Here is a 16,954-nt window from a genome sequence, read left to right as displayed (position 1 = left end):
ATGGACGTCCCCGCCGTGCTGGCCTGGATCCTGATCATCTCCGGCTTCTGGTCGCTCGTTGTGTGGCCCCAGTTCCTGCGCCGGGTGATGAAGGACCCGCGGGCGCGGGACACCGCCGGCAAGGCCACGAAGTTCCTCACGGTCCACGTGGTCCTCGTGGCGGTGTCCATGGTTCTGGGTGCCGCCACGGCCGGAATCGGTATCGCGGCGCTGCTCGGCTGAGCGGCGCCGCCGGGGACTGGTCCCGAGCCGGCCGTGGCGGGTTCTGCTGTCGCGCTCAGGCACCCTCGGCTAAGCTGGCAGAAAAGGTGCGCCGGGAAGTCTGGTCGGCAATACGTTTGCCGACCCCCTGAGCAAGGAGCCCCAGTGGCCAGACCGCCCCTTCCTTCCCGCGCACGCCCGGTGTTTAGCCGCTCCACCTACAAGGAATACCTCCGGATAGCAGCCATCCTCCGGCTGGAGACCGTGGGCGGCGCTCTGCTCCTCGTTGCCACGGCCGCCGCCCTGATCTGGGCCAATTCCCCTGCGGCGGGCGCCTACTTCGGCCTGCGGGACCTGGAACTGGGCTTCGATCCCTGGCACCTCCGGCTGAGCGTGGGCCACTGGGCCTCGGACGGCCTGCTCGCGATCTTCTTCTTCATTGCCGGTCTGGAACTCAAGCGCGAGTTTGTTTCCGGCGAACTCCGCAGGCCGTCCCGGGCGATCGTTCCGGTGACCGCGGCAGCGGGCGGGGTGGCCGTGCCGGCCCTCATTTACGCCGCCGTCACCTGGAGCCAGGGTGCCGAGGCCCTCAGGGGCTGGGCGATCCCCACGGCCACTGACATCGCGTTCGCGTTGGCCGTGCTGGCCGTCATCAATACCCACCTCCCCTCTGCGCTCAGGACCTTCCTACTGACCCTGGCCGTGGTGGATGACCTGATCGCCATCGGGATCATCGCGTTCTTCTACTCCTCGGGCCTCGAGCCGGTTTTCCTGCTGGCCGCCTTGGTCCCGCTGGCGCTCTTTGCCCTGCTGGTGCAGAAACGCATCAGCCGCGGGTACCTGCTGGTGCCGCTGGCAGGAGCCACCTGGGCCCTGGTGCATGCCTCCGGGATCCACGCCACCGTGGCCGGTGTCCTACTCGGGTTCACCGTCCCGGTTCTCGTGTCACGCCGGGACCGCCACGCGGTGCGGGCCGCGGGCGGAGGCCATGGCGCCGGCCACGCAGCGGGAATGGCCGAACGCCTGGAACACGTGCTGCGGCCGGTCTCCGCCGGACTCGCGGTGCCCGTCTTCGCCTTCTTCTCCGCCGGCGTCGCGATCGGCGGTGCCGCCGGGATCGCCTCCGCCCTGGCCGACCCCGTGGCGTTGGGAATCGTGGCTGCCCTGGTCGCGGGCAAGGCCATCGGCGTCTTCGGTGCCACCTACGCCGTTACCAGGACCACCCGGGCAAAGCTCGACGACGGGCTGAAGTGGATCGACGTTGCCGGCCTGTCGCTGCTCGCGGGGGTGGGCTTCACGGTGTCCCTGCTGATCGCGGAACTTAGCTTCGGGCCCGGCTCGGTGCACGATGATCACGCGAAGGTGGCCATCCTGGCCGGCTCGCTGACGGCGTCGGCGATTGCCGCCGTCGTGCTTAAGGCCCGAAACCGGCACTACCGCCGGGTGGAGCTTGAGGAAAAGCGGGACGACGACGGCGACGGCGTGCCGGATGTTTTCGAGCGGACCGGCTGACAGCCCAACGGCTGAACTGCGGGCTACGCGGCCTGGTTCAGGGCGTCCTCCGCGGCAACCCAGGAGATCATGGCGCACTTCACCCGCGCTGCATAGCGGGCGACGCCCTCAAAGGCGGCGGCGTCGCCGAGTACTTCGGGATCCGCATGGACTTTCCCGCGCGAGCGCAGGACCTCGCGGAAGTTGCCGATCACCGAGCGCAGTTCCTCCACGGACATGCCTTCGGCCATCTCGCTCAGCACGGACGCGGACGCCATGGAAATCGAGCAGCCGGCGCCGTCCCAGGCCAGCTGGGCAACGGTTCCGTGATCCACGGCAACACGCAGGGTGACCTCGTCGCCGCATACGGGGTTCAGCTGGTGCGACTGGCCGGTGGACGCGCCTTCGGGAGCCGGCGTGTCCGACAGGCCGCTGCCATGCCTGGCCTTGGAATGGTCCAGGATGATCTGCTGGTAAAGCTGGTCGAGGCTCATGCTCAGGTACCTGTCTTCGTGTAGCCGGGCACTAGGCCCGGAAGTAGGCGCGGACCCCGGACACTGCATCCAGGAATTCGTCGACGTCGTCGGTGGTGTTGTACAAGTAGGCGCTGGCCCGTGTGGTGGCCGTCAGGCCCAGGCGCCGGTGCAGCGGCTGGGCGCAGTGGTGGCCCACGCGGACGGCGATTCCGCGTGCGTCCAGGAACTGGCCGACGTCGTGGGCGTGGACACCGGCGACGTCGAACGCCGCCAGGCCGATGCGGTCCTGGCCGGACGCCGGGCCGAGCACGCGGACACCGTCGATGCGTTCGAGGCCGGCCACCATGCGCTGGCCCAGTTCGGACTCCCAGTGGTGCACGCGGTCGATCCCGGTCTCCGTCAGGTAATTGACCGCTGCGGCGAGGGCCACGGCCTGGGAGATTTTCTGCGTCCCGGCCTCGAACCGCTGCGGCGAGGGAAGGTATTCGGCCCGTTCCATGGTCACGGTGGTGATCATGGAGCCTCCGGTCTGATAGGGAGGCAGCACGTCCAGGAGCTCCTGCTTGCCGTACAGCACGCCGATGCCGGTGGGGCCGAGCATCTTATGGCCCGAAAATACGGCAAAGTCGACGTCCAGCTCCTTGACGTCAAGGGACAGATGCGGTGCCGACTGGCACGCATCCAGCACCGCCAGCGCACCGGCGCGCCGGGCCAAGGCCACGAGTTCACTGACCGGATTGATCGTGCCGAGCACGTTGGACGCGTGGGTGAAGGCCAGCAGCCTGGTGCGCTCCCCGACGATTTCCGCGGCCTGGTCCAGGCGCAGCGATCCTGAGTCGTCGATCGGGATGTGCCGCAGCGTGGCCCCGGTCCGGTAAGCCAGTTCCTGCCAGGGAATCAGGTTGGCGTGGTGCTCCATTTCGGTGACCACGATCTCGTCGCCCGGGCCAAGGGCCAGTTCCCGCAGCCGCGCATCGCCGCGCCCCTGCGCCGCCCACAGGCTGGCGTTGGAGAGCGCATAGCTGATGAGGTTCAGGCCCTCGGTGGCGTTGGACGTCCAGACGATTTCCTCAAACTGCGCCCCGACGAAGTCGGCAACAGTCTGCCGGGCGTCTTCGAACACCTCCGTGGCCTCAACGGCGAGGTGGTGCGCGCCGCGGTGCACGGCGGCATTCCGCTGCTCGTAGAACTCCTGTTCGGCCTCGATGACGCTCAGGGGATTCTGTGACGTGGCACCGGAGTCCAGGTAGATCAGCAGACGGCCATTGACCAGCTGGTCCAGTACGGGAAAGTCGTTCCGGATCCGCAAGACCTCAGCGTTGTCCATGGCGGGGAGGGCACGCGAGAGCGTGGGTGGCGTTGATACGACGGCCAATGGGACTCCTTGGGGTGCCTTGAGGTATGTCTCAATTGTCCCACAGCACAGTAAAGGCGGCCCTTCCCCGGGAAAGGCCGCCCTGACTGTGCCGGTATCCTCCGGCACGCCTATCAGTTATAAGGGCCGGCGACGGCTGGGGGGAGAGCCTCGGTCTCAGAAGGCTCTGACGTCGCCGGCCCCGTCTTCACCCGGGCCGCTGTGGCCGGAAGTATGCGGATCGAGACCTGCACTGCCTGGCGGCAGCTGAGGCGGTGCACCTGGACACCGCTTCTGCTGCCTCTCTCAGTTAATCGCGCACTGCCGTTTCCGGCACGAGTATTGTGTACTCGTTTTTTCGGGTGATCGACTACTGGTCCGCGCAGGCGGCCCTGCCGCGGCCCGAACGGCGCGGATTTCGCGCAGCTACGTCTTGGGCAGGGCTATTTCCTGGGCCGGACTATTTTCCTGGGCAGCGCTACTTTGTGGGCGAGGCTATTTCTTGGGCAGCGCGAGGGCGAGCTCATCGCGCCGGCGGACGCCGAGTTTGACGTAGCTTCTGTACAGATGGCCCTCGACGGTCCTGACCGACACCATGAGCTGCTGGGCAATCTCGCGGTCGGAGAGCCCCTGCACCGCCAGTTCCACGATGTCCCGCTCGCGGCGGGTCAGGTGGACGCTCGGAACCGAGGCGATGAACGGGCTTTCCCTGAACCGCTCGCCCAGTTCCTCGTCGCACTTCTCCCGGTGGGCCACAGCCTGCCGGGCGCGCCGACGCTCCCCTGCGCCGTCCAGCAGGGCACCCGCCCGGGCGTACCCCTCACGCGCCAGGTTGATGAGTCCCGCTTCCTCCAGTCCGGCGGCGGTCTCCATGAGGACGTCAGCGTCCTCCGAGGCCCACGCCTGGGCCAGCTGCCGCCACCCAGCAGCCCACCGGCCTTCAACGGTAGCGGCCAGCGAGGCAAGCTCCTCGATGACCGACCGGTCCCCAAGATCGGAACACAGGATCAGGCATTCCATCCTGATCCCCGGCTGGGCGGCAACAGGGTCCGACGCCGCCAGCTCCCGGAGTTTGTCCAGCCCGCTGCCCTTCCGGTCCAGATACTCCGCGGCAGCCGCCGCGTATGCCTCTGCCAAGAGGTCATACCCCGGGCCGCTGGCGTGGCGCGCGGCGATGAAGTCCTGTTCGAGCCGCTTGGCCTGGGCGGTGTCCCCCAGCCGGGCTGCCGCGTAGAAGGCCAGCGCCGAGCCGAACCTGAACTCCTGGAGCGGGTCGTTGACGCGAAGGGCCTCGACGGCGGGCAGGAGAACCTGATAGCCGCGTTCCAGCTGCCCTTGCCGCAGGAACCCGAGGCCGCGCAGCACCTGGATTCCGCCGCCAAACGTGGCTGCCCCCTCGGCCCGCTCCGGCGCGTAGGTCGACAACTCGTGCTCCGCCGATTCCCAGTTGCCGGCTGCAAGGGACGTCGCGACAAGGCGGGTCAGGACGAACTCATTAAAGAAGTACAGGCCCCCCTGCAGTGCAGGCAGCGACGGTGCCGCCGTCAGGGCGGCAGCGTGACCCTGGTGTGCCAACCCGGCCGACGCCAGGGTTTGTGCGAGCAGGGCCTGAGCCACCGCGTGAGTGATCTCGCCGACGGACGCGGCGCGGAGGTCCGCCCTGGACCGTCCACTGCCCTGCCCTGCGGTCTCCCCGCCAATGACTGTCCCGGGGCCGCGAGCGTCGGCAACACCGGCGTACCCGAGCGCGGCAATGACTTTGCGTATCCTCTCGTGATCGCCGGTGTCTGCCATCTCGAGCAACGCGTGGATCCGGTCCTGCCAGGAATCGGCCACTTCGTGTCCGGCGGTTTCGAGTTGGTGCCGGGATTCGGCCCGAAGGAGCTGGGCGGACTTACCCAGCGCCAAATGGGCTGACGCCCGGAGCATGAGAATGTGCGGAGCCTCAGGATCCCGTGCCAGCTCAAGCCAGCATCCGTCCAGGAGGGACGCGGCTTCCCGGTATTTGCCTTCGTTGAAAAGTGCCCTCGCGGTGATGGACTCCGCGTGGGCCAGCAGTTCCGGGGCCTTGACGTGCGCCGTCATAAGGCGGGCACCGGCATTGTTGAACATGGTCACAGCCAGCAGCGCAGCGTCCAGCAGGTCCGGATCAGGCACGTCCATGCCGCATTCGAGTGACCACTCGACCATCCGCAGCCTGCCTTCGGCGCCGGCGTTCCTGGTGTCCAGGTACCCGTCGAGCTTTTGTCGCAGCTGCAGGCTCCTGGAGACTGACACCTGGTGCCGCATGGATTGGCCCAGGATGGGATGCCACAGCCGCAGTTCGCTTTGCCGGCCGGTGGATTCGCTCACGATCTGGTTGTCCAACAGGGACCGGACTACGGCGGCCCCGCACACGTCTTCGATCAGGCTGCGCTGCACGGGTTCGGCGAGGGCGATGACGCGTAGGGCATCCTGTTCCTCCGGGGTTCTGCGGAGGAGGTCCTTGACCACGACGTCAGAGAGCCTGGGCCCGTCGGCCGGCAGGGAACCCAGGAGCAGCCAGATCCCGTTCCGTTTGACGAGGGTTCCGTCCGCGACCGCATCGCTGAGCAGGCAGTTCAGGAGCAAAGGGTTGCCGCCTGACGCCGACGACAGCGACTGCACGGTGCCTGCCGGGACAGTCCCCTGGAGGGTGTGTTCCACCACCTCTGTCACCTGGTCCCCGGTGAGGGGCCTGAGGTCCACGCGCTCAGCGAGGCCGTCGTACCACAGCTGGTTCAGTGCCTGGGGCAGTCCGGGACGTGGACGGCCGGCGGCCAGAACGCTGGCCCACCCGGCCGACATCATGTCCACCACCAGGCTTGCGGTGGCGTCGTCAAGGTGGTGGGCGTCGTCCACGACAAGGAGCAAGGGAACGTCGTTGACCCCTTTGAGCTGCTGAAAATAGGTCCAGACCGCCCTGAGGACGGCCACCGGGGAGTCCGCCTCTTCCGCGGGGAGTTCAGCCGTATACGGGGCCAGCACACCATAAGGAACCTTGGCGAGCGAGGAGCTGCCATGGATGCGCAGGATGGTCATTTCCGAGGCCATCTGGTCGCTGACGGCATCCGTGACCGAGGACTTCCCGAGGCCGGGCCCCGCCATGAGGTAGACAGCCTGGCTCGCCCGGCTGCGGATAATGCTGCAGACGTGCTCAATCACTTCCCGGCGGCCCGTGAGCTGCCTCTGCTCGGATTCCGCTTTCACGCGGCCATTAGACGAGTCCAGGCAGATCACCCCTGGAAGTCACGCCGAGCTTGGTGAAGACCTGATACAGGTGGCCTTCAACGGTGCGCACGGAGACGCCCATCTCCAGGGCAATATCCTTGTTGGAGACGCCCTTGCCCGCCAGCCTGGAAATCTGCCGCTCACGGGCGGTCAGAAGGGGGCTGCCGCTACTGGGCACGATCGGCAGGCTGGGCACTGTGGCGGTGAGGTTGTCCAGCCTGGCCTGCGCGATGCGGGCGGAGGCGGAGTCGCCGGAGTGCCTGGCAAAGTCCACAGCGAGCGCAACGCACCGTGCCTCGACCGCGTCCAGTTCCAGCTCGGCTGCTAGGTGCGCGCCCTCCAGAAGCACCTTGGCATCCTTGGTGCGGCTGCCCACGGCGATCAGGCGCGAGATCTCCGCCAGCTTTCCCTGCCGGTGGCCGGCTACCTCCTCCAGCAGCCGGAAGTCGTCGTCGGTGCCGTTGACGGTGGCACCCAGCAGGCTGATCCCCGCGAGGGTGTACCGGCCGGCGGCGATGTCGCGCCGGGCCGTCTCCAGCAGCCGCTTAACGGCGTCGGTGTCACCCAGCCACCTTCCGGCCATATCAGCGCAGAAATCGGTGATGGTCTGGGTGCCGAAGTTGCACGGGCCCCTCGCGCCCCGCAGCTTGTCGAGGTACTTGCGGGACTGTCCGGCGTTGCCGATCTGGGCGTAAGCGAAGGCCGTGGCTGCATAGGCGGCCTGGAGCATGTTCAGGACCGGGCGCAGTTCCAGCTGTGCCACAGCGGACAGCAGCGAATCCAGTGCAACGGCACCGCGGCCGGAATATACGTAGGCGATTCCGGTGGCCAGCTCGGTGGCTGACGTACGGTGGGCCAGACGGCGCTCCGCCTGGCCTTTCGGCGGACCGACCAGGTCCAGGCACCGCTGCCATTGGCCGGCCTGCAGCAGCACGCCGAAGGCCGTCATCGCGAACTTCTCGCGCAGTCCGGTCATGGGTCCGGCGTCGGAAAGCTGGCCGCCAACCCGCCGCATCAGCTGGAGGGCGTCCATCTCCCTGCCGACGGCGGAGAGGGCCTGCATCAGGATCATGGAGGCCTGGATGCGGAAAGCCGTGTCCTTGTTGGTTGCCGGATCCGCGGCTTGCTCCAGCGCCTCGATCATGGGGGCGTAGTCGCCGATGAAGGTCTTGTACTCGAACTCGGTCAGCGTGAGGCGGTTCATGGCCGCACCCAGCGGCTCCGGCCAGGTGGTGGCCATGCCGGGGGACACGCCCAGGCGCGCGCGCGCCCTTTCCAACTCAGCGGGGACGTTGCCGGTCAGTTCCGGCAGCCAGACCATGACCCGGCACTTGTGTGCCACAGCGTTGGCGAAGTCCTCCACGCCGAGCTGGTCCAGCTGGGCCTGTGAAATGTCGTCGAGGGCTGCCATGGCCTGCAGCGGCAGATCCAGCAGCAGGTAGGCGGAGCCCTTGTGCTGCTGCCCCACGACCCATTCGGCGTCGGTCCTCTTGAGGCTCTCGAGGCAGCTGAGCGCAAACCTTGGGTCGAACAGCTGCACGGCCGCCTCTGCCGCGGCCACTGCCAGGGCCGGGCTGAGTTCCGCCTGGCATTCGCGCGTCCAGGCGGCGAATTCAATGCGCTCTTCCATGGACAGGTTGGTCAGCTCGGGTTCCGCCCCGTTCAGCAGCTGGTCCCGGAGCTCCCGCCGGCGAGAAATGCTCAGCCAGGAACGGACGACATCCCCCAGGTACTGTTCCCGCAGGGATACCCAGCGGGCCTCGGTGTCCCCAACGGTGAGCAGGCCGGCATCCTCCATGTCTGCCACCGTTGCGGTGCCATAGATTTCAGTCAGCCGGGCAAGGGACACCCGGCGGGCACAGGACAGCATTTCGATGACCTCGCGGGTCTCCGGGGTTTCACGGGACCAGCGGGAGCGGACAATGTCATCGAGCCCGGTTGCGCCGTCCAGCACCACCTTGTCCCGCAACGTCCAGACGGAGTCGGACAGGACGAGGTTTCCTGACTGCTGCTGCTCCGTAACGAGCGCTTTGAGCAGCAGCGGGTTGCCGCCGACGATGGCGTGATACGTGCTCACGAGCGAGGCTGACACCCGGTGGCCGAGCAGGGTGAGAAGCACCTGCCGGGTCTGCAGTTCGTTGAGGTTCTCCAGCCGCACTTCGGTGAGCCGGCGGTCCGTGAGTAGCCAGTGGAAATCTGCGGGAAGGTCGCTGGTGCCGGGGGCAATGGCGATCACCCTGGCGGTGCGCGTGAGCATGATGTTCAGGAGGACGCCGGCGCTCATGTCGTCGATCATGCCGGTGGTGTCCAGGGTGATGACACAGTCCCGGCCTGCGGCGTCGCTGCGGATGAGGGACGTGATCCCTTGGAGGATGGCCGTGGGTGAACCCATGGCCGTTTGCGGAAGCCTTGCGAGCAGGAAAGCCAGGCAGCCGTAGGAAGTCTGTGAACCGGTCAGGGGGCTGCGGAGCTGAATCGCCCAGACGTCAGGGCCAAGTTCCGCCACCGCGGTGCGTGCGAGCGAGGATTTTCCCACACCCCGGGCACCGGTAATTACTACCCCCAGGGAATCGGGATCCGTCAGCGCATTGCGGATGGCCTCGAGGTCGGCACTACGCGCCGGAACCGACCATCGTTGAAGGTCCGTTCCGCCGGCAGCCGCTGGCCCGGCCAGCACGCCCGCCGTAGACCCACGTCCCCAGCTCAGTGGCTCAATTGACATGAACTTTTCCTTACATCCCGCTTGGCAGGATCAAGGCCCCATCGCCTCCCCCGCTTAGAAGAAGACTACCCCGATACCCCCGCCGTAAAACAGGGCATGGAATCACATTTCGCAGACCTTGAGGCGACCTTGATATTCGGCGTGCGGAATATGAATTCGCCGCTCAAACTTTCGCGGGATGAAACCTCTGTTGTGCAGCGGCCAGGCCATCCCTGATCAGGAGTTCGACGGCGTCCGAGGCGTCGTCCAGCAGGAACGGCAGCTCCTTTTTCTCGGCAGGGGCGAAATCCCGCAGGACGTAATCTGCGGTGTCCATCCGGCCCGGCGGCCGGCCGACGCCCACACGGACGCGAAGGTAGTCCTTGGTGGCGAGCCCCTTGGAGATGTCCCGAAGGCCGTTATGGCCCCCCTCCCCGCCGCCGATCTTGAGTTTCACCGTATTAAAGGGAATGTCGATTTCGTCATGGACGGCCACCACCCGGGACGGGTCAACGTCGTAGAACCTGGCCAGGGCGGACACCGGGCCACCGGAGACGTTCATGTACGTGCTGGGTTTCGCCAGCACCAGGCGCGGGCCCCCTATTCCGAGCCGGCCTTCGAGGACCTGGGCCCTTGACTTGTGGGCCTTGAAGTTCCCGCCGATGCGCGCGGCCAGTTCGTCGAGGACCATCTGGCCCACGTTGTGCCGGTTGCGGCTGTACTCGGGTCCGGGGTTTCCGAGGCCTACGATCAGCCAGGTGTCAGTCATGCATCAATCCTAAATTGGTCGCCGGGCGGGCCGGCAACGGTGCGGGCCGGGAGTGGTTTCCGGCGGTTCCCCGCCGGTACGCCAGTGGCCGGGCCCGAACGGGACCCGGCCACTGATACACGGTGCGTGAAGGCACCGCGAAGTGAAACGCAGTGATTACTCGGCGGAAGCTTCGGCCGGGGCTGCCACTGCGGCTGCTTCTTCGCCTTCTTCTTCGCCAGCCTCAGTGGCTTCGGAGATGTTGACGACCAGGGCATCGGCGTCGGTCAGCAGCACGGAGCCCTTCGGGAGGACGAGGTCGGAGGCGTGGATGTGCTCGCCGGCCGTGCGGCCTTCGATGTCGACCTCGACGGCGGTGGGCAGGTGGGTTGCCTCGGCCTCGAGGGAGACAACGGTGAGCTCGAGGTTGTGAACGGTGCCCGGGGCGGTTTCGCCGGACACGTGCACGGCAACATCCACGGTGACCTTCTCGCCCTGGCGGACGGTCAGGAGGTCGATGTGCTCGATGATCTGCTTGATCGGGTTGCGCTGGATGTCCTTGACGAGGGCAAGGTGTGCCTCGCCGTTGATGTCCAGGGACAGCAGGGCGTTGGCGGTGCGCACAGCCAGCGTGGTGGCCTTGGCGGGCAGCGTGATGTGGATGGGCTCTGCACCGTGGCCGTAGATGACAGCCGGGATCTTGCCGGCCATGCGGGCGCGGCGGGCGAAGCCCTTGCCGAATTCGGCGCGTACTTCTGCTGCGAGCTTCTGCTCAGACATAGTGTTCTCCTGGTGGCTTTACTGTGTTGATCACGACTGTGTTCAACAAAACTGTGTTCAGCAAGGGCGGAGGTCTGTAGCGACCTTCAACGCCGGGCGGCCGGAGGGCGGCCCTTCCAGAAGGGAGTTTCAGACCCAGTCGATAACGGAGACCAGCAGTCCGGTTTTCCGGAGGTGCTCTCCCTCGCCAAGGTATCGGGAAAAATCCTACCAGCGTTGTGCCCGATTACTGAAAACGGGCACAACGCCGGCCGGATGGTTTAAGCCAGGGTGTCAGGCGTTGCCGTCGAACAGGCTGGTGACCGAACCGTCGTCGAACACCTCACGGATGGCGCGCGCAATCAGCGGAGCGATGGAGAGGACGGTGAGCTGCGGGAAGCGCTTGTCTGCCGGAATGGGCAGGGTGTCTGTGACCACCACTTCACGGGCGCCGGACTCGGACAGCCGGCGCGCGGCGGGATCGGAGAACACCGCGTGCGTGGCGGCGATGATGACGTCCTTGGCGCCGGCGTTCTTGAGCACCTGGACGGCGCCGGAGATGGTTCCGCCGGTGTCGATCATGTCGTCGATCAGGACGCAGGTGCGGCCTTCGATCTGGCCCACGACGGTCTTGGACACAGCCTGGTTCGGAACCGTGAGGTCGCGGCTCTTGTGCACGAACGCCAGCGGCGCGCCGCCAAGGCGCTCAGCCCACTGTTCGGCAACCCGGACGCGGCCGGTGTCCGGCGAAACGACGGTGATGTTGTCCGCGGCGACCCGGGTTCGGATGTAGTCGGCCAGCAGCGGGATGGCCATGAGGTGGTCCACGGGGCCGTCGAAGAAGCCCTGGATCTGGGAGGTGTGCAGGTCCACGCTCATGATGCGGTCGGCACCGGCGGTCTTGTACAGGTCCGCCACAAGGCGGGCCGAGATCGGCTCGCGGCCGCGGCCCTTTTTGTCCTGGCGGGAGTACGGGTAGAAGGGGGACACCACGGTGATCCGCTTGGCCGAGGCCCGCTTGAGCGAATCAATCATGATCAGCTGTTCCATGAGCCAGTTGTTCAGGGGTGCCGGGTGGGCCTGGATGACGAAGGCGTCGGTTCCGCGGACGCTCTCGCCGGCACGGACGTAGATCTCGCCGTTGGCAAAATCATAGGCGTCGACAGGCAGCAGCTCGGTGCCCAGCTCCTTGGCGATTTCCCGGGCAAGCTCCGGGTGGGCACGCCCTGCGGCGAGCACCAGCTTCTTCTCGCCGCGAGCCGTAATTTCGGTCATGGTTGCTTGCCCTCTTCTGTAGATGCCGGGGAATTTGGGGAATCTTTGCGGGCTTCGCGGGCGGCTGCGGCTTCTGCCAGTTCCGCGGACCGCGTGCCCGGGCGGTTGGCTTTAACCCAGCCCTCGGCATTGCGCTGCGCGGCCATGGACAGCGCCAGGGCGCCTGCGGGTACGTCCTTGCGGATCACGGCTCCGGCGCCGCTGTAGGCACCGTCCCCCACCGTGACGGGTGCGACGAATACTGTGTTGGAGCCGGTGCGGACGCCCGAGCCGATCACCGTGCGGTGCTTCTTCTCGCCGTCGTAATTGGCTGTGATGTTGCCGCAGCCGATGTTGGTGTCTTCGCCGATTTCGGCGTCCCCGGCGTAGCCCAGGTGCGACAGCTTGGAGCCGCGGCCGATCTTCACGTTCTTGGTTTCGTAGAAGGCGCCGATCTTGCCGGTGTCCCCCAGGATGGTGCCCGGGCGCAGGTAGGTGAACGGTCCGACGCTCGCGCCCGCGCCGATTTCCGCGCCCGAACCGTGCGTGCGCGTCACCTTGGCGCCTTCGCCGATGCGGACATCGGTCAGGGTGGAGTCGGGGCCGACGACGGCGTCCCTCGCCACGGTGGTGCTGCCGTGCAGTTGGGTGTTGGGCAGGATCCGGACGTCCTCCGCCAGGGTGACGGTGGAGTCGATCCACGTGGTGGCGGGATCCACCACGGTGACCCCCGCGCGCATCCAGGACTCCACGGTCCGGCGGTTGTGCTCGGCGCCGAGGGCGGCGAGCTGCACGCGGTCATTGGCGCCCTCGACCTGCCAGCGGTCCGAGGTGACCACGGCCGCGACCCGGCCGCCGGCCTCGCGGGCCAGCCCCAGGACGTCGGTGAGGTATTTCTCGCCCTGCGAGTTGTCGGTGGTGACGTGCCGGAGGGCGTCCCTCAGCACGGCGGCGTCGAAGGCGTAGATCCCGGAGTTGATCTCGCGGATCTCGCGCTCGGCGTCGGTGGCGTCCTTGTGCTCGCGGATGCCGGTGACCGTTCCGTCTTCTCCGCGGAGGATGCGGCCGTACCCCGCGGCGTCGTCGAGGAGCGCGGTCAGCACAGTGATGGCGTTGCCCTCGACTTCGTGGGTATTGACGAGTTCAGCGAGCATCTCGCCGGTGAGGAGCGGGACATCGCCGTAGGTCACGACGACGGTACCCGCCACAGGGGTGTCGGCGTCGAGCGCCTCGAGCGCCACTTCAACGGCCCTTCCCGTGCCGGGAACGTCGTCCTGGTCCACGATGAGGGCCTCGGGATCGAGCTCCGCGAGGTGGGCTGCCACGCGGTCCCGTTCATGGCGGACCACGAGGGCAAGCCGCTGGGGGGTGATGCTGCGTGCGGCCAGCAAGGCGTGGCCGACCATGGAGCGGCCGCCAATTTCGTGGAGAATCTTGGGGGTACGGGACTTCATCCGGGTACCGGCACCTGCAGCTAGGACGATTACGGCGGCTGGGCCGGACTTCTCGGGGCTCACGTACGGGCTCTCCTTGCTCGGTTGCGCGGTACTACATGCGCGGCGTCCGAGCGTGTGCCCGGAACCGGCAACAGGCTTATCCTACTGGACACCTCTAATGCAGCCGTTCCGCCCATAGGATTCGAACCTATACTCCACGGCTCCAAAGGCCGGGGTGCTGCCATTACACCAGGGCGGACCACGCCAAGGCCCAGAGGCCGAGGCACGAGAACCAATTCTGCCACGAACGTTGATGCTCGTGCGACCTCGGACCGCACGGCCGCCGGTCCGCTCCGGGCAGCGCGCCGGGACCGGCCACGGACCGCTGGGCGGCGCTTGACATAAGGCATGATGGGACGGTGAGCAACAGCACAGGGACGACTGACGGCGCGGGGAGCCGGACAGCAACGCCGGAGGCGGTCCCCGCGCGCATCCCGCGGTCCCGGATGACCGGGCCCCAGCGGCGTTCCCAGCTGGTGGAAGTGGGCCGGGGCCTCTTCGCGGTGCGCGGCCTGGACGGCACCACCATCGAGGAGATCGCCGCCGCGGCCGGGGTCTCAAAGCCCGTGATCTACGAACACTTCGGCTCGAAAGAGGGCCTGTACACGCAGGTGGTCGAATTTGAGTTCAAGATCCTGCTGGCATCCATCAATGACGCCCTGGCCGACGAAGCCAAGCCGAGGGTCCTCGTGGAGCGTGCCGCCCTGGCCCTGCTGACGTACATCGAGGACCGCACCGACGGCTTCCGCATCCTCATGCGTGACGCTCCCCCGTCCCAGCCCGAAGGCGCCTTTTCCACGCTGCTCTCGCATGTCACGGCCCGCGTCGAGCACATACTGTCCGACGAATTCGCCCGCCGCGGCTTCAGTGCGGCCGACGGCGCCATGTACGCCCAGATGCTCGTGGGGATGGTGGCGATGACCGGCCAGTGGTGGCAGGACAGCCGCCAGCCTGACAAACGCGCCGTGGCAGCGCACCTCGTGAACCTCGCCTGGAACGGGCTGACGGGCCTCAAGAAGGAACCCGAGCTCCGCAGCGAGTCCTAAGCCCTCGCCGTCTGTGGTCACCTACGCGGTGCAACGGCCCTTCGCCGTCGCTTAGACACAACGCATAGGTGACGCTACGGTCGCCGGGCGACCTTCACGCCACGATGCGTCGCGATGCGCGACTACGCGAAGGACCCCAGCACCGCTATTGCAAAAGTTCCGTTCGGGGACGCCCGCTGTTCCACAACGCTGAGGTGACTCCGCTCGCCGGAGGCGGTCCTTCGAAAAGGAGCGCATCGCGGCGCAACGGGGTGGGAGCTCGCTCAGCGAGCGAGCAGCCCCTTTGCGTCGTGTCTAAGCGACGTCGAAGGGCCGTCTCCGGCACCCCTTGCGACAGTTACTCGCCGAGTACTTCGAGCGCCTCGAGCCATTCGAGCTCGAGGGCTTCGCGGTCTGCGGAGAGGTCCTTGAGCTTCTTGTTGAGGTCCGCAAGCTGGCCGACGGCGGAGGGCTCCGCGGAGGCCGTGGTCATCTGGGCGTGGATCTTTTCTTCCTGCTGGGTGATTTTGCCCAGCTGCCGTTCGATGCGGTTCTTGGCCTTGCGGGCGTCGCGCTTCTCGGCTTCCGAGGCTCCGGAGACGGCCTGTGCGGGGGCGGAACTGGCGGACGTGACCGGGTTTCCGCCGCCGGTGACCGTGGAACCGGCGAGGGCGGATTCGCGGAGTTCGAGGTACTGGTCCACGCCGCGCGGCAGGGCACGGATCTTGCCGTCGCCCAGCAGGGCCATCTGGTGGTCCGTGACGCGCTCCAGCAGGTAGCGGTCGTGGCTGACCACGACGAGGGTGCCGGGCCAGCCGTCGAGGACGTCTTCGACGGCGGCGAGGGTATCGGTGTCGAGGTCGTTGGTCGGTTCGTCCAGCATCAGCACGTTCGGCTCCCCCACCAGCAGGCGCAGGAGCTGGAGGCGGCGGCGTTCGCCACCGGAGAGGTCCTTGACCGGGGTCCACTGCTTCTCGTTGGTGAAGCCGAGCTGCTCCACGAGCTGGCCGGCGGTGAATTCCTTGCCGCCGACGTTGAAGGAGCGCTTTTCGCGCTCGATCACTTCGATCACGCGCAGGTCCGAGACGTCGTCGAGTTCCTTGACTTCCTGGGTGAGGACCGCGGTGACCACCGTCTTGCCGCGTTTGACCTTCCCGGAGGTGGGCTGGATCTCGCCGTTGAGGAGCTTCAGCAGGGTGGTCTTGCCGGCGCCGTTTACGCCCACGAGTCCCAGCCGTTCGCCCGGCGCGAGGCGGAGGGTGATGTTGTCGAACAGCTTCTGGCCGGCGTCGCCGCCCAGGAAATCCAGCGACACGTGTTCAAGGTCCAGGACGTCCTTGCCCAGGCGCGCCGTGGCCATCTTGCTCAGCGCCGTGGAGTCACGCGGTTCAGGCACGTCCGCGATGAGGGCGTTGGCGGCCTCGATCCGGAACTTGGGCTTGGCCGTGCGGGCGGGGGCGCCGCGGCGCAGCCAGGCCAGTTCCTTCTTCACGAGCTGCTGGCGCTTGCTTTCCACCACGGATGCGGAGCGGTCGCGTTCGGCGCGGGCCAGCACGTAGGCTGCGTAGCCGCCGTCGAACGGGTCCATGATGCCGTCGTGGATTTCCCACGTCTTGGTGCAGACTTCGTCGAGGAACCAGCGGTCGTGGGTGACCACCAGGAAGGCGCCCTGGTTGGCGCGCCAGCGGGTCTTGAGGTGCCTGGACAGCCACGCGACGCCTTCGACGTCGAGGTGGTTGGTGGGCTCATCGAGCATGATGACGTCGTGGTCCTCGATCAGCAGCTTGGCCAGCGCAACGCGCCGTTTCTGGCCGCCGGACAGGGCGTGGACGTTGGCGTGCCAGTCGACGTCGGACACCAGCCCGCCCATGACTTCGCGGATCTGGGGATTGCGGGCCCATTCGTAGTCGGCCTGGTCACCGACGATCGCCGCACCGACGGTAAGGTCGCCGTCGAGCACGTCGCTTTGGTCCAGGTAGCCGATGTTGACGTCCCCGCGCTTGGTGACCCGGCCGGAATCAGGCGTGGACCGCAGCGCAAGCAGGCGCATCAGCGTGGACTTGCCGTCGCCGTTCCGGCCCACCATGCCGATCCGGTCGCCCTCCTCGAGTCCGAGGGTTACGCCATCGAGAACGGTGCGGGTTGCGTACGAGACCGTAAGGTTCTCGCCGCCGAGCAGGTGTGCCACGTGGAACTGCTT

At 67.1% G+C, this 16,954-nt stretch carries 12 protein-coding genes and 1 tRNA gene; 3 read left to right on the top strand and 10 right to left on the bottom strand.

The window, feature by feature from the left end:
• Both ABFP37_RS00750 and nhaA read left to right on the top strand, forming a co-directional pair.
• Positions 1-222 carry a hypothetical protein gene (locus ABFP37_RS00750; protein ID WP_078030072.1) on the top strand — a complete coding sequence of 74 codons (222 nt, stop codon included), beginning with the start codon at positions 1-3 and terminating at the stop codon, positions 220-222.
• A 144-nt stretch (positions 223-366) separates the two neighbouring features.
• On the top strand, positions 367-1,713 hold the full coding sequence (gene nhaA / locus ABFP37_RS00745; protein ID WP_347032445.1) for a Na+/H+ antiporter NhaA: 1,347 nt from the start codon (positions 367-369) through the stop codon (positions 1,711-1,713).
• Between the two features lie 23 nt (positions 1,714-1,736).
• Here the strand turns inward: nhaA and sufU are convergent, their stop codons facing one another.
• From sufU to ABFP37_RS00700, 9 genes are all read right to left on the bottom strand, one after another.
• The gene (gene sufU, locus ABFP37_RS00740; RefSeq protein ID WP_078030074.1) at positions 1,737-2,186 is read right to left on the bottom strand and encodes a Fe-S cluster assembly sulfur transfer protein SufU; all 450 of its coding nucleotides are present in this window, start codon (positions 2,184-2,186) and stop codon (positions 1,737-1,739) included.
• Between the two features lie 31 nt (positions 2,187-2,217).
• On the bottom strand, positions 2,218-3,543 hold the full coding sequence (locus ABFP37_RS00735) for a SufS family cysteine desulfurase (RefSeq protein WP_347032444.1): 1,326 nt from the start codon (positions 3,541-3,543) through the stop codon (positions 2,218-2,220).
• Positions 3,544-4,017: 474 nt separating this feature from the next.
• Positions 4,018-6,750, bottom strand: a complete 2,733-nt coding sequence (locus ABFP37_RS00730) for a LuxR family transcriptional regulator (RefSeq protein WP_260680810.1) — start codon at positions 6,748-6,750, stop codon at positions 4,018-4,020.
• A gap of 7 nt (positions 6,751-6,757) precedes the next feature.
• Positions 6,758-9,493, bottom strand: a complete 2,736-nt coding sequence (locus tag ABFP37_RS00725) for a LuxR C-terminal-related transcriptional regulator (RefSeq protein ID WP_078030076.1) — start codon at positions 9,491-9,493, stop codon at positions 6,758-6,760.
• A 163-nt stretch (positions 9,494-9,656) separates the two neighbouring features.
• A complete protein-coding gene (gene pth, locus ABFP37_RS00720; RefSeq protein ID WP_347032443.1) occupies positions 9,657-10,241 on the bottom strand; it encodes an aminoacyl-tRNA hydrolase in 585 nt (194 codons plus the stop codon).
• Between the two features lie 156 nt (positions 10,242-10,397).
• Positions 10,398-11,000 carry a 50S ribosomal protein L25/general stress protein Ctc gene (locus ABFP37_RS00715; RefSeq protein ID WP_078030078.1) on the bottom strand — a complete coding sequence of 201 codons (603 nt, stop codon included), beginning with the start codon at positions 10,998-11,000 and terminating at the stop codon, positions 10,398-10,400.
• Between the two features lie 273 nt (positions 11,001-11,273).
• Entirely contained in the window at positions 11,274-12,254 is a 981-nt protein-coding gene (locus ABFP37_RS00710; RefSeq protein WP_078030079.1) for a ribose-phosphate diphosphokinase, read from the bottom strand.
• On the bottom strand, positions 12,251-13,750 hold the full coding sequence (glmU, locus tag ABFP37_RS00705) for a bifunctional UDP-N-acetylglucosamine diphosphorylase/glucosamine-1-phosphate N-acetyltransferase GlmU (protein WP_347032442.1): 1,500 nt from the start codon (positions 13,748-13,750) through the stop codon (positions 12,251-12,253). The genes ABFP37_RS00710 and glmU overlap by 4 nt, the downstream gene beginning before the upstream one ends.
• Before the next feature lie 106 nt (positions 13,751-13,856).
• Positions 13,857-13,928, bottom strand: a tRNA-Gln gene (locus ABFP37_RS00700).
• A 160-nt stretch (positions 13,929-14,088) separates the two neighbouring features.
• On the opposite strand from ABFP37_RS00700, the gene ABFP37_RS00695 reads away from it, so the two are divergent.
• Positions 14,089-14,775 (top strand): TetR/AcrR family transcriptional regulator, encoded by a 687-nt coding sequence (locus ABFP37_RS00695; RefSeq protein ID WP_347032441.1) that lies wholly within the window; start codon positions 14,089-14,091, stop codon positions 14,773-14,775.
• Between the two features lie 337 nt (positions 14,776-15,112).
• Here the strand turns inward: ABFP37_RS00695 and ABFP37_RS00690 are convergent, their stop codons facing one another.
• Positions 15,113-16,942, bottom strand: coding sequence for an ABC-F family ATP-binding cassette domain-containing protein (locus tag ABFP37_RS00690; RefSeq protein WP_347032440.1), 1,830 nt, complete (start codon positions 16,940-16,942; stop codon positions 15,113-15,115).
• Positions 16,943-16,954 lie beyond the last annotated feature (12 nt).

The organism is Burkholderia sp. RS01 (genome assembly GCF_039748055.1).
Taxonomy (GTDB): Bacteria; Actinomycetota; Actinomycetes; order Actinomycetales; family Micrococcaceae; genus Arthrobacter.
This window is presented reverse-complemented; position numbering and strand designations above follow the sequence as displayed.

Coding starts and splice junctions, on each gene's coding strand:
- ABFP37_RS00715 (WP_078030078.1), bottom strand. CDS start 11,000: ATGTCTGAGCAGAAGCTCGCAGCAGAAGTACGCGCCGAATTCGGCAAG.
- ABFP37_RS00710 (WP_078030079.1), bottom strand. CDS start 12,254: ATGACCGAAATTACGGCTCGCGGCGAGAAGAAGCTGGTGCTCGCCGCA.
- pth (WP_347032443.1), bottom strand. CDS start 10,241: ATGACTGACACCTGGCTGATCGTAGGCCTCGGAAACCCCGGACCCGAG.
- ABFP37_RS00725 (WP_078030076.1), bottom strand. CDS start 9,493: ATGTCAATTGAGCCACTGAGCTGGGGACGTGGGTCTACGGCGGGCGTG.
- sufU (WP_078030074.1), bottom strand. CDS start 2,186: ATGAGCCTCGACCAGCTTTACCAGCAGATCATCCTGGACCATTCCAAG.
- ABFP37_RS00750 (WP_078030072.1), top strand. CDS start 1: ATGGACGTCCCCGCCGTGCTGGCCTGGATCCTGATCATCTCCGGCTTC.